We start from the raw sequence: 12,618 nt of genomic DNA, 5'->3' as shown, positions 1-12,618 counted from the left end.
CTGGCCAGCCGGATGATATATGATCCGAGAAGCGATAATAGAACTTTGTGTTCGATTATCGAACACGTCAGGACATGCACGCCACGACAGTGACGTCCGATTCACCCACGCAGAGCCCACAAAGAAGTGAGGAAGCCGTGCAGTTTCACCACCACGGATACGTGTCCACCGATCCCCGCATCCAGGATGCCGCCGGGGTCGGCCTCAATCGCCCGGGCGAGCTCCCCGAGAACGTCGACGTTCTCATCGTCGGAACGGGCCCAGCCGGCATGATCACCGCCGCGCAACTCTCCCAGTTCCCCGGTATCACGACCCGCATCGTCGAGCGCCGCGGTAAGCGCCTTGCAATCGGGCAAGCCGACGGCATCCAGGCCCGCAGCGTCGAGACCTTCCACGCGTTCGGTTTCGCGGAACGCATCATCGCCGAGGCCTACCGCATCACCGAAATGGCCTTCTGGACACCGGACCCCGCCGACGTGACCCGCATCATCCGTTCGGCCCGTGCCGTGGACGACCCCACCGGCATCAGCGAATTCCCGCACCTGATCGTCAACCAGGCGCGTGTTCTCGACTACTTCGCCGAAGTGATGGCGCACTCCCCCACGCGAATGGAGCCGGATTTCGGCTTCGACTTCCGCAGCCTGGAGAACACCGACGAGGGCGAGTATCCCGTCACGGTGACGCTCATGCACACCACCGGGGAGAAGCAGGGCCAGGAACGCGTCGTGCACGCCAAGTACGTGGTGGGCGCCGACGGTGCCCGCAGCGCTGTGCGCGACTCGATCGGCTGTACGCTCGCCGGCGACCAGGCATTCCACGCCTGGGGCGTTATGGACGTGCTCGCGGTCACCGACTTCCCGGACATCCGCATGAAGTGCGCGATCCAATCCGAATCCGGCGGCAACATCCTGCTCATCCCGCGCGAGGGCGGATACCTATTCCGCATGTATGTGGATCTCGGCGAGGTGGCCGCTGACGACAACGGGGCAGTGCGCACGACGACGATCGAGGAGATCATCGCGAAGGCCAACGGCATCCTCCACCCGTATACCCTCGACGTGAAGAATGTCGCCTGGCACAGCGTGTACGAGGTCGCCCATCGTCTCACCGATCGGTTCGACGACCTCCTCCCCCACGAGATCGGCACACGCACCCCGCGGGTGTTCATCACCGGGGACGCCTGCCACACGCATAGCGCCAAGGCCGGCCAGGGCATGAACGTGTCGATGCAGGACGGCTTCAACCTGGCCTGGAAACTCGGCTACGTGATCGAAGGCCGCAGCCCCGAATCCCTGCTCGGTACCTACTCTGCCGAGCGCCAGGTCATCGCAAAGAACCTGATCGATTTCGACAAGACCTGGTCGACCCTGATGGCGACGAAGTCGGAGGACCTGGAAGTTCCACTGGAGGAGTTCTATACGAAGACGGCCGAGTTCCCGTCGGGTTTCATGACGGAATACCCGCCGTCGATGCTGACCGGCGAGGCAACACACCAGCACCTCGCCACGGGATTCCCGCTCGGCAAGCGCTTTAAGTCCGCCCCGGTGGTGCGCGTCGGCGACGCCAACCCCGTGCAGCTCGGACACCACCACCGCGCCGACGGCCGGTGGCGCCTGTACGCGTTCGCGGATGCCGCTGTGTCCGGCGATGCCTCGGCGCTGACCGAGTGGGCCGAGTGGATTCGCACCTCACTCGAGTCGCCGCTGCTCGCGTACACCCCTACCGGGAGCGACATCGACAGTGTCTTCGACGTCAAAGTGGTCTACCAGCAAGAGCACACCGGGGTGGACATCGGCCGGGTTCCGGGCGTTTTCCTGCCGATAAGAGGACCCTTTGAGCTGATCGACTACGAAAAGCTCTATGCAACCGACCCGGCGCACGACATCTTCGAGCTGCGCGGGATCGACCGCGGCGGTGCCGTCGTGGTGGTGCGCCCGGACATGTATGTGGCCAACGTGCTGCCGCTGACCGCGACCGCTGAGCTCGCGGCGTTCTTCCGACAGATGTTGCTGGTGCGGTAGCCGCTCCTGCGTTAGCCGCTCCTGCGTTAGCCGCTCCTGCGGACACCTCAGGCAGCGAGAACGGGTGACTCGTCGCTTTGAGCTGCGCTGTTCGACGATTCACCCGCTCTCGCAGCTAGTCGGCGGACGGCCTCTGCCGCTGCTTCTTGGTGGCCGACCGCTGTTGCTTCGCGGCGAGGTGCCTTCGGCCCGAACCACGAGTGGGTTTGGTCGGCCGGCGGATGGGCGCATCGGGAGCCAGGCCCGCGGCCACGATGTCGGCGAGCTTCGCCAAAGCGAGCTCGCGGTTGCGCAGCTGGGAGCGCCGCTCGGACGCGGTCACGGTGATCGCCCCGTCGACGAGGCGTTTGGCGAGGCGGGCGAGCAGGCGCATCCGCTGGTCGTCGGAAAGCTTCTCCGACTCGGCAACGCTCCAGATGAGCTCGACGCGGCTGTCGGAGGTGTTCACGTGCTGGCCGCCCGGCCCTGACGACCGCGAGAACCGCCAGCCGAGTTCGCGCTCGGGAATAATCAGCGCGGGCGACACCTCCAGATCCATGTGACCAGCGTGACACGATCTTGGGGTTGGTGTCGGCTGGAGTGCTCCGGTGGCCAAACAGCACCGTGATCGCGCCTGTCGAACTGTGGGGGCACTGTGCGCCCGGGTGGTGGCGGACGAAGCCACGTTCCTAGGAGGCGGTGGTGACCCGATTTCGGGAAGGCACGTTGACGCTGGTCGAGCCCGCCGAGACCGGTGAGCGGCTGGCCGGGTTCCCTCCCCCAGGCCGCCAGGTGCGGGTGGGGTCGAAGCAGTAGGGTGCCCTGACTTCGGGTGTGCCGCGGATCATGCGGATGTCCCAGCCGGAGGTGTCGATGCTGTGGTGGTGGTACCAGCAGAGCAGGACCCCGTTGTCGATCTCGGTTTTTCCGCCGCGGTGCCAGGGGGTGACGTGGTGTACTTCGCACCAGGCGGCGGGCACGGTGCACCCCGGGATGGTGCAGCCGCCGTCGCGGGCGCTGATGGCGCGGCGTTGGGCCCGGTTGAAGAAACGATTCTCGGTGCTGAGGCTGAGCACCTTGTTGTGCGGCCCGAACCGGATCTCCTGAAAACCACCGGCGCAGAGCGCCTGCTTCACACTTGTCAGCGAGATCGGCGCTTCGACGCCGTCGATCCAACCCACCCCGCGGCCCGCGGTAAGGTCGGCCTGGTTGACGTGGATCATGACGGTGGGGGCGGCGCCGCCCATGGTCGGGGTCCCCGCGTCACGGGTGGCGGCTTCGAACACACCACGGAGGATGTCGGCGCGTTTCTGACCACCGATACGGTCGTCGCTGAGGGCCGCGGCCTCCGCCCCCGGGATCAGCTGCCCGGCCGCCATGCGCGCTTGTTCCTTGGCCGTGGGGAATGCGGGCGCCGCGTGAGCGGAGAGGTACGTGTCGAAGATGGCGTTCATGATGCCGCGGAGCTCCGGCGTGACTCCGCCGCGGAGCGGGTAGAGGCCGTCGCGGAAGAGCCCGAAGCCGACGGTGCTGCGGGCTTCGGCGACGGGCTCGTTGGGGGCGGTGCCGTCGGGATCGAGGCGGGCCTGCCACTGCCCCGCCATGCCCCGCACCAGGTCCGCAGGGAACGCGAACCCCTCCCCGGGCAGGCCGCGGGTGTCGTCGGTGACGGCGCCGGTGGCACTGGCCACCAGGGCACGTTCGGCAGTGCCGAGCTCGTCGGGCGCGACCCGGGCCGCGACCTGGTCGAGGGCGGTGACGATGTTCTCGGCCGCGTCCACGCCGAGGTCCCCGGCGGTGAGGGAATCGGCCACGGCCGGGTAGTAGGGCGGCAACATGCTGGTGCCCGCCCGGCGCGGGGTCACGTTCTCGCCCAGGCGCACCCGCCGATTCGCCTCCCGGGAAGAGACGCGGGTCAGGCGAGTGATCAGGTCGATGCCGCTGCTAGCCCCGTTCTTATACGCCAGGGACTCGTGGCCCAGGATACGCCGAGACCGCACCGAAATGTCGGCGGCGGAGGCAACCCTGGCCGCATCGACCCGACGGCCGAGGTCTTCAACCATGCCCAGCACCATCATCGCGTCCGCCTCGCCCAGGAGGGAGAAAGACACCGAGTCGAGCACGGCTGCGGCCAGGTCACGGGCCTGCTGCAGCTGCTGCACGAGGGGTGACTGTGCACGGGGTGACTGCGCGAAGGGTGCCTGCGCGAGGGGTGCCTGCGCGAGGGAAGGCACCGCCTGCGGTGAGGCGGTGGGGTGGTGCGGAGTGGGGGCTCCAGCCATACCTTAATAGTAGATGTGTACTAATAATAAGTCAAGAGGTTCTGCACGAGTATAGAAAGTAATTCGGTCGGCGCGGTGCCGTGGTTGGCCGACCACGTGCATCCGTCGGTGCGCGCCTCAGGCACCGCGGGCTCCCTAACGAATTCGACGGAGATTTTACCGATTTCGAGCCAAAAGGATGCTGTGGGCCGGTTCTGAGCAAAATCTCCGTCGAATTCGTTCGGCCGGGGGCCGGCAGCGGATGCTTCGCGATGGGTCGGGAGGTTGGGGCGCCTTCAGGCTGAGCCAGCAGCAGCCCCAGCAACAGCAACAGCAACCTCAGCCTGCAGCGGAAGCGCCCGGACGCTCTCGAAGCGGCGCAACTCCCCGTCGATCGGATCGGTGAAGGTCACCTCGCTCGCCAGGAGCTGCAGCGGGCGGGTGAAATCGTCGAGTGCGACATCCTGAACGACCGGGTACACCGGGTCATCGATGATGGGGATCCCTAGGCCCAGCATGTGCATTCGCAGCTGATGGGTCTTTCCGGTGCGCGGCGTCAGCCGATAGACGCCCGTGTGCTGCAGAACGGTCTCCAGCTCGATCAGCGACTCGGCATTGGCCGGGTCGTCGGTCACCTCGGCTTGCCAGTGGCCGCGCCTGCTCGTGAGGTGGTTGCGCACGGTGACGGGCAAATCCAGATCCGGCCGCAGCGGGGCCAGCGCCCGATAGGTCTTTTCGACCTCGCCGCGTTGGAACATCGATTGATACTCCCCACGCCAGCGCCGCTCCGTCGCCAGAACCACGAGGCCCGATGTCACCCGATCCAGGCGATGCAACGGCGAGAGCTCGGGAAGTCCCAACTCGGCGCGCAAGCGCACCACCACACTCTGTACAACGTGTCGGCCGCGCGGAATGGTCGAGAGGAAGGCCGGCTTGTCGATCACGATGAGTCGGGCATCCCGATGCACCACGTGTATGGTCCCGGGCACGGCTGTCTCATCGGCGAGATCGCGATGAAACCAGACAAAGGTACGCGGGCCATAGAGGTCGCTGCCCACGACCAGCGCGCCCGACTGATAGGCGAAGCGTTCCCCGGCCAGAAACCCGGCGACATCGACGAACTCGGCGAGTCGCTCGAGCAACCACGCACCCATGGTCGGCCACGGATGCGGCCCGGCCCGGCCCCCATCCGGCGTGCATACCCAGGCAGCGTCAAGCCCGTGGCGCTGTGGCAACGGGGAGGGCGGTGGCATTCACCGATCGTACGCCGCCCGGCAACCGCCCCACCAACTCGGAGACACCGGCGGCGAGCCGAAGCACATGACTGCGAAACCCTACAGGTAGTATGTGAATCGCACCCCAACCACTAGATGTGGTTCTTTCGCCCGACTCAGCGTCCCGCCCGATTGCCGTGGGTACCGACCCAAGGAGATGGCAGCGCGTGCTGAAAATGGAAAATCCCGGCGCAGGAAACCTCACGACCGAGCATGCTCTGAGCGCGCTCATGGTGGCCAAACGGGACGGCCGCCTGCTCGCCTTCGACAACGCCCGCATCTACGCGGCACTGGCCAAGAGCTTCACCGAGGTGAACGGCGAGTTGACCCCGCTCACGCACCGCACCATCCGTGACCTGGTCGCTCGCGTCGACCGCGAGATCGCCTCGCGCTTCGCGGTCGACATCAAGATCTACGAGGTGCAGAACATCGTGGAACACGCCCTGCTGGACAGCAAGGAGTACGACGCCGCCGAGGCCTACATCAACTACCGCATCCAGCGGGACTTCGCCCGCAGCAAGGCCACCGACATCAACCACTCGATCATAAAACTGATCAGCAAAGACGAGTCGGTCGTCAACGAGAACGCCAACAAGGACAGCGACGTCTTCAACACCCAGCGCGACCTGACCGCCGGCGCGGTGGGCAAGGCCATCGGCCTGAAGATGCTGCCCCCGCACGTCGCCAACGCCCACCAGAAGGGCGACCTGCACTTCCACGACCTCGACTACCACCCCTACGCGCCGATGACGAACTGCTGCCTGATCGACTTCACGACGATGCTGAGCCAGGGCTTCCGAATCGGCAACGCCGACGTCAACCCGCCCCGGTCGATCCAGACGGCGACGGCCCAGATCTCGCAGATCATCGCCAACGTGTCGTCGAGCCAGTACGGCGGATGCTCGGGGAACCGCATCGACGAAGTTCTCGCCCCCTACGCCGAGAAGAACCTCGAAAAGCACCTGATCGACGCAAGCAAGTGGATCGCGGATAAGTCGCAGCACCGGTCCTATGCCGAGGAGAAGACCCTCAAGGACATCTACGACGCGATGCAGAGTCTCGAATACGAGATCAACACCCTGTTCACCTCGAACGGGCAGACCCCCTTCACCTCCCTGGGCTTCGGCCTCGGCACCAGCTGGTTCGAGCGAGAAATCCAGAAGGCGATCCTACAGATCCGGATCGAGGGGCTCGGCAGTGAGAAGCGCACGGCAATTTTCCCGAAACTGATCTTCACCATCAAGCGCGGCCTCAACCTTGCACCGAACGACCCGAATTACGACATCAAGCAGCTTGCGCTGGAATGTTCCACCAAACGCATGTATCCCGACATCCTCAACTACGACAAGATCGTCGAACTCACCGGCAGCTTCAAGGTACCGATGGGCTGCCGCTCGTTCCTGCAGGGCTGGACCGACGAGCAGGGCAACGACGTCTCCGAGGGTCGGATGAATCTCGGAGTCGTGACGCTCAACTTGCCCCGGATCGCCCTCGAGGCCGCCGGCGACAAGGACAAGTTCTGGAGCATCCTTGCCGAACGGGTGAGCACGGCGCGCGACGCCCTGCTCTTCAGAATCGACCGGTGCAAGGAAGCGACCCCGGAGAACGCCCCGATCCTCTACATCTACGGCGCCTTCGGCCAACACCTGAATGCCGGTCAGCCCGTCGACACCCTCTTCAAGAACAAGCGCGCCACCGTTTCCCTCGGCTACATCGGCCTCTACGAGGTGGCCGCGGCCTTTTACGGCGGTGACTGGGAGTCCAATCCCGAGGCGAAGGACTTCACCGTCGAGATCCTGCGCACGCTCCATGGGCGCACCCAGGAATGGAGCACCGAGTACGGCTACCAGTTCAGCGTGTACTCGACGCCGAGCGAGAGCCTGACCGACCGGTTCTGCCGACTCGACACCGCGAAGTTCGGCGCCGTGGCAAACCTCACCGACAAGGACTACTACACCAACAGCTTCCACTACGACGTGCGCAAGAGCCCGACGCCGTTCGAGAAGCTGGACTTCGAGAAGGTCTACCCGGCGTACTCCTCCGGCGGGTTCATCCACTACTGCGAATACCCGATCCTGCAGCAGAACCCCAAGGCACTCGAGGCGGTATGGGACTACTCCTACGATCGCGTCGGCTATCTGGGCACCAACACTCCGATCGACCGGTGCTACGCCTGTGGCTTCTCGGGCGACTTCGACGCCACCCCGCGTGGGTTCGAGTGCCCCGAGTGCCACAACGCCGACCCGATGACCTGCGATGTCGTCAAGCGCACCTGTGGCTACCTCGGCAACCCGCAGGCCCGCCCGATGGTGCACGGCCGGCACACCGAGATCACCTCCCGGGTCAAGCACATGCCGGGCACCACCGGCATCCGTGGGGCGGATGCCGCGGCATCCGTCGCCGTGGATGCGTAACCCCCGGCCCGGCGAGTGGCTGTCGGAGAAACTGAGCCAGCGGTACGTCGGCGACTACAAGCCCTTCGTCTTCGTCGACGGCGAGGGGGTGCGGTGCAGCCTGTACCTGTCCGGTTGCCTGTTCGCCTGTGAGGGCTGTTTCAACCAGGCCACCTGGAGTTTTCGCTACGGGCAGCCGTACACCCAGGAACTTGAGGATCGGATCCTGGCCGATCTCGGCCAGGAGTACGTACAGGGCCTCACCCTCCTCGGCGGGGAGCCGTTCCTCAACACAGGGGTGTGCCTGGCCCTCCTCGACCGCGTGCGCCGGGAGCTCGGCACGTCGAAGGATGTGTGGTGCTGGACCGGCTACACGTTCGAAGAACTTTTGCGGGAGAGTGCGGACAAGCTGGCCCTTCTCGGCACGATCGACGTTCTGGTCGACGGTCGGTTCGAACTGGCCAAGCGCGACCTCAAACTGCAGTTCCGGGGGAGCAGCAACCAGCGGATCATCGACGTTCAGGAGTCCCTGGCCAGTGGACAGGTGACGCTGTGGGGCGGGCTCACGGACGCGACCGGCACCTTCGAACAGATCGAGAAACGGAACCTGATCTAGGTCAGAACAGCGGCCAGGGCACCGCGGGCATGTCGCCGCGCGGCGCAGGGAACCGCCCTCCAGAGCGCAACCGGTCGCAGCGTGCAGCCAGTGCGGCGATCTCGGCGTCGGTGAGCAACCCGGCAAGGATGTCGCCGAGCTCGCCGGTCAGCTGCGCACTGACCCGGTCGATCCCGTCCAGCTCGTCGGCGATGAGCTCGTCGCCCAGCCAGCCCCAGAGCACAGTGCGCAACTTATGGTCGACGTGAAAGGTGAGGCCGTGGTCGATGCCGTGACGGTGCCCGTCCGGCATCGCCAGGATGTGGTCGCCCTTGCGATCGGCGTTGTTCACGATTACGTCGAACACGGCCATGCGTCGCATCGCGGCCGAGTCCTCATGGATGAGGGTCACCGCACGATTGTGCTCGTCCCGGCCGTCGAAGACGCGACGCCAGCCCGGGGTCGGCGCGGCTTCCCACGGGACGAGGTCGACGGCATCCTGATCGGGATCGGTATGCTGCCACAGCTGCACCATCCCCCGGCCCATCGGGCCACCCCGCAGCCAGGTCCGAGGCACGACGTTCCAGCCGAAGGCCTGCGAGACCAGGTAGGCCGCGGCCTCGCGGTTGGCGAGGTTGCCGTCGGGAAAGTCCCACAATGGATTCTCGCCGGCGATGGGCTTGTAGACCACCGTGAATCCGCCGATAGTGCCGAGGAAGGTCGCGTTCGAGGCCGTCGTGATGCGTCCCGTGAGCTCGAGCTCACCGTCGAGCTCGCCGTCGAGCTCACCGTCGAGGGCGGCATCGTGCATCAGGGGCTGCCGGGGAGGGTGCAGGTGTGTCCGTCGGCGTCGATGGGGTTGCCGCAGAGCGGGCAGAGGGGGCGGCCGGCCCCCACCACCTCGCGCGTGCGCTTGGCGAAGGCCCGGGCGGTACCGACGGGCATCCGTACCAGGAGCATCTCCGCCGGCTCCTGCATGATCGCGTCGAGCAGATCCTCGTCGGGCACGTCGTCACTGGCCGGATCGACTTCCACGAGCGGATAGGCCTCAAGCACAACCTGCACGGTCGAGGGGTCCCAGCCCAGGCTCATCCCGCCGGTGCGGAATTCCTCCGCGACGGGCTGATCCAGCGGCTCGTTGTCGACGAGTTCGACGGGGGTAGTGCTTGGGATGCTGAACGGGTTGCCCTCATGGCTCATCAGCTGGTCGAGCATCTCATCGATTTTCTCGGCGAGCAGCGCGGATTGTTGTTTCTCCAGGGCGATGCTCACAATCTGAGCTCCGGTGCGCACCTGCAGGTAGAACGTGCGAGAACCAGGCGGACCGACGGTGCCGATGACGACACGATCCGGCCAGGCAAACTCATGGACGATTGTGGGCATGTGGGTATTTTAGGCGACCGTCGTGTGCGGCGCCTGACCAGCCCCGCCACCCACCGGCGCGTCGGCCAGAGGGGCGCTGGCGCCGAGCCAGGCGAGGTCGCCGGCATCCGTGTTGATGGCGTGCACGCTCGGCCGGCTGGTGCCGAAGCGCACGATCGAAACGGATGCCGGACCCACGTTGATGCGCTGAAAGAGGTCGAGGTGCATGCCGAGCGCATCGGCCAGAACGGACTTGATGATGTCGCCGTGGCTGACCGCCACCCACACCGCGCCCGGACCGTGCTCGGCCTCGAACGCCGCATCGTGACGACGGATGGCCGCGACCGACCGGGCCTGCATGGTCGCCATCGACTCTCCGCCGGGAAAGGTGACGGCCGACGGCTGAGACTGCACTGACGACCAGAGCTTCTCCTTGGCGAGATCGCCGAGGGCTTGGCCCTGCCACTCACCGTAATCGCACTCGGTGATGTCTTCCTCCACCGGCGTCACGAGCGAGCCGGCCTGCTGATCCAGGATGAACTGAGATGTCTGCCGGCAGCGCTCCAGAGGACTCGACACCACGCCGACCAGCGGCACCACGGCCAGGCGCTTGGCCGTGAGGGCGGCCTGGTCCTGCCCGACCTGGTCGAGCCGAACGCCGGCAGCGCGGCCGGCCAGCATTCCGGTGGCATTTGCGGTGGTGCGGCCGTGCCGCACGAGGATGACTGTGGCCATGGGTACAGCCTAGACAGGCAGGGTGGGAACGGAGCCCGGCCAGACGATCTGATGCTTGAGGAAGCCGGATGTCACGTCGCGTCCTCCAAGCTGACCGCCGACACCGTCCACGCGGTGCAGTCAGCTGGACTCTCCGTGACTCAGTCGGTCGGGTCGGTGATGAACCCCTCGTCGATCATCCAGGCATAGGCCACATCAGCGGGTTCCTTCCCGTCGACGTCAACCTGACGGTTCATGCCGCGCAGAACCTCGTCGGTGAGCTTGGGCGAAATCCGGGCGAAGATCTCTTCCAGGCCGGGGGTGGCTTCGATCGACTCGGTGAAGAAGACCGGCGCGACGTTGTACGCAGGGAAAAACGCGAGATCGTCGATCAGAACTGTGAGGTCGAGCGCGTCGAGTCGACCGTCGGTCGTGAAAACCTCGCCGAAGTTGCAGGCGCCGTCGTCGGTCGCGCTGTAGATCGCACCGGTGTCGTAGATTCCGATGTTGCCATTGGGCACCCCGTCAGCGGCGCCACGTTCGAGTCCGTAGTGGGCGAGCATGGGGTTCATGCCATCCGGCCGGGAGTTGAATTCGGATTCGACGCAGAAAGTGCGATCCTCCACCGGCAACGCGGCGAGTTCGGACATGGTCGTGATGCCGCCGAGCTCGGCGACCGCCTCACTGCGCACAGCCAGGGCATAGGTGTTATTCATCGGGGCCGGTGCGCCCCAGGTGATGCCGTTCTGGATGTCGATGTCATACACGGCTTGCCACATTTTGTCTTGGTCGGCGATCGACTCATCCTGACCGAGGTAGGTCAGCCACGCGGTTCCGGTGTATTCCCAGAGCATGTCGGCCTGACCAGAAAGAATCAGCTCGCGGGTCGGCTGGCTGCCGGGCAGATTGCTGAGGTCTGTGACGTCGAATCCCGCGGCGGTCCCGGCGAGCACCGCGATCTTGCCGAGCAGTAGCTGCTCCGTGAAGTTCTTGGACGTGACCGTGAGGTCGACGCCCTCGGCGCCCTCGAGCGGGGTGATCGACCCAGGTCCGACCGCGGGAACGTACGAGGTTGCCGGCTTCAGGCCGCAACCGGTCAGAGCGACTGCGGACAGGGCGAGGAGACCGGCTACCACCCCCCAGCGGCCGAGGGACGTGAGGCGGGTGCGAGAAGACGAGCGATACATCTAGAGTCCCTTCGGGCGGGCGATGTGTTCCACAACGCGGCCGACCCAGTCGATGAGCAGGGCGAGCAGAGCCACGAGCAGCGCTCCGGTGACGAGCACGGGGGTGAGGCTGAGATTGACGCCCGTGGTGATCAGGATGCCGAGTCCGCCGCCGTTGACGAACGTGGCCAGGGCCGCGGTGCCCACCAGCAGAACGAGAGCGGTGCGCACGCCCGACAGCATGACCGGAACGGCGAGCGGGAGCTCCACCCGAAACAATACGGCGGCGGAGCTCATGCCCATGCCTCGTCCGGCCTCGATGAGGCGGGCGTCGACCTGCTGCAGGCCCACCATGGTGTTGCGCAGCACCGGAAGCGCGGCGTAGAGCACGAGACTCAGCGTCGCGGCCCAGAAGCCGAAGCCGACCCAGAACGCGAGCAGCACGACGACGCCGATCGCGGGGGCCGCCTGACCGAAGTTGGCGATGGCGAGCACCGGAGCGGTCAGAAACCGCAAGGGTCTGCGGGTCAGGGCGATTCCCAAGGGAATCGCGATGACCAACACGATCACCGCGGCGAGCAGGGTGAGCTGGATATGCTCCACCGTGTAGACCCAGAGCGCGCCGGGAGCGAGGGTGGTGAGCACGATCGGCGACAGGTTGGCCGTCAGCAGCCAGATCACGAGCGCCAGGAACGCGAGCAGGATGCCGGCCAGCTGGTAGACCAGTCCCCGCCAGGATCGCCACACCGTGCGCGCACGGCTGACCGGTACGCCGGTCGCAGTCGGGTCGCCCGGCGTTTCAACGGCGGAATCGCCGCCGGCAAGGCCCGCCTCTGTATGCGGGGTGCGGGTA

At 66.0% G+C, this 12,618-nt stretch carries 11 protein-coding genes; 3 read left to right on the top strand and 8 right to left on the bottom strand.

All coding sequences use genetic code 11. The annotated features are described in order from the left end of the window. Positions 1–137 precede the first annotated feature (137 nt). Complete coding sequence (locus E3N86_RS02435; RefSeq protein ID WP_134511255.1) at positions 138–2,021, top strand: FAD-binding monooxygenase; 1,884 nt, start codon at positions 138–140, stop codon at positions 2,019–2,021. 115 nt (positions 2,022–2,136) lie between these two features. Here E3N86_RS02435 and arfB read toward each other — a convergent pair whose 3' ends face one another. The 3 genes from arfB to E3N86_RS02420 all read right to left on the bottom strand — a co-directional run bounded on the left by arfB (position 2,137) and on the right by E3N86_RS02420 (position 5,403). Further along, positions 2,137–2,559: an alternative ribosome rescue aminoacyl-tRNA hydrolase ArfB gene (arfB, locus tag E3N86_RS02430; RefSeq protein ID WP_134374478.1), complete on the bottom strand. Its 423-nt coding sequence runs from the start codon at positions 2,557–2,559 to the stop codon at positions 2,137–2,139. A gap of 130 nt (positions 2,560–2,689) precedes the next feature. Then, entirely contained in the window at positions 2,690–4,282 is a 1,593-nt protein-coding gene (locus E3N86_RS02425; RefSeq protein ID WP_134511254.1) for an HNH endonuclease signature motif containing protein, read from the bottom strand. A gap of 275 nt (positions 4,283–4,557) precedes the next feature. Then, complete coding sequence (locus E3N86_RS02420) at positions 4,558–5,403, bottom strand: pseudouridine synthase (RefSeq protein ID WP_241985918.1); 846 nt, start codon at positions 5,401–5,403, stop codon at positions 4,558–4,560. A gap of 308 nt (positions 5,404–5,711) precedes the next feature. Here E3N86_RS02420 and nrdD point away from each other — a divergent pair, with 308 nt between their 5' ends. Next, on the top strand, positions 5,712–7,949 hold the full coding sequence (gene nrdD / locus E3N86_RS02415; protein ID WP_134373484.1) for an anaerobic ribonucleoside-triphosphate reductase: 2,238 nt from the start codon (positions 5,712–5,714) through the stop codon (positions 7,947–7,949). Then, positions 7,942–8,544, top strand: a complete 603-nt coding sequence (nrdG, locus tag E3N86_RS02410) for an anaerobic ribonucleoside-triphosphate reductase activating protein (protein WP_134373468.1) — start codon at positions 7,942–7,944, stop codon at positions 8,542–8,544. The genes nrdD and nrdG overlap by 8 nt, the downstream gene beginning before the upstream one ends. A gap of 1 nt (position 8,545) precedes the next feature. Here the strand turns inward: nrdG and E3N86_RS02405 are convergent, their stop codons facing one another. The 5 genes from E3N86_RS02405 to E3N86_RS02385 all read right to left on the bottom strand — a co-directional run bounded on the left by E3N86_RS02405 (position 8,546) and on the right by E3N86_RS02385 (position 12,512). Further along, on the bottom strand, positions 8,546–9,334 hold the full coding sequence (locus tag E3N86_RS02405) for an SCO1664 family protein (protein ID WP_134373466.1): 789 nt from the start codon (positions 9,332–9,334) through the stop codon (positions 8,546–8,548). Further along, entirely contained in the window at positions 9,334–9,906 is a 573-nt protein-coding gene (locus E3N86_RS02400; RefSeq protein ID WP_104101569.1) for a DUF3090 domain-containing protein, read from the bottom strand. Before E3N86_RS02400 ends, E3N86_RS02405 begins: the two co-directional genes overlap by 1 nt. A gap of 9 nt (positions 9,907–9,915) precedes the next feature. Beyond that, entirely contained in the window at positions 9,916–10,620 is a 705-nt protein-coding gene (locus E3N86_RS02395; protein WP_134373464.1) for a histidine phosphatase family protein, read from the bottom strand. 140 nt (positions 10,621–10,760) lie between these two features. Continuing rightward, positions 10,761–11,786, bottom strand: a complete 1,026-nt coding sequence (locus tag E3N86_RS02390) for a glycine betaine ABC transporter substrate-binding protein (RefSeq protein WP_134373462.1) — start codon at positions 11,784–11,786, stop codon at positions 10,761–10,763. After that, positions 11,787–12,512, bottom strand: a complete 726-nt coding sequence (locus E3N86_RS02385) for an ABC transporter permease (protein WP_104101721.1) — start codon at positions 12,510–12,512, stop codon at positions 11,787–11,789. Positions 12,513–12,618 lie beyond the last annotated feature (106 nt).

It is taken from the genome of Cryobacterium sp. Hz7, assembly GCF_004402815.1.
Classification (GTDB): domain Bacteria; phylum Actinomycetota; class Actinomycetes; order Actinomycetales; family Microbacteriaceae; genus Cryobacterium; species Cryobacterium sandaracinum.
Note: the sequence above shows the minus strand (reverse complement) of the source record. Positions and strands in the feature narration are given on the sequence as shown.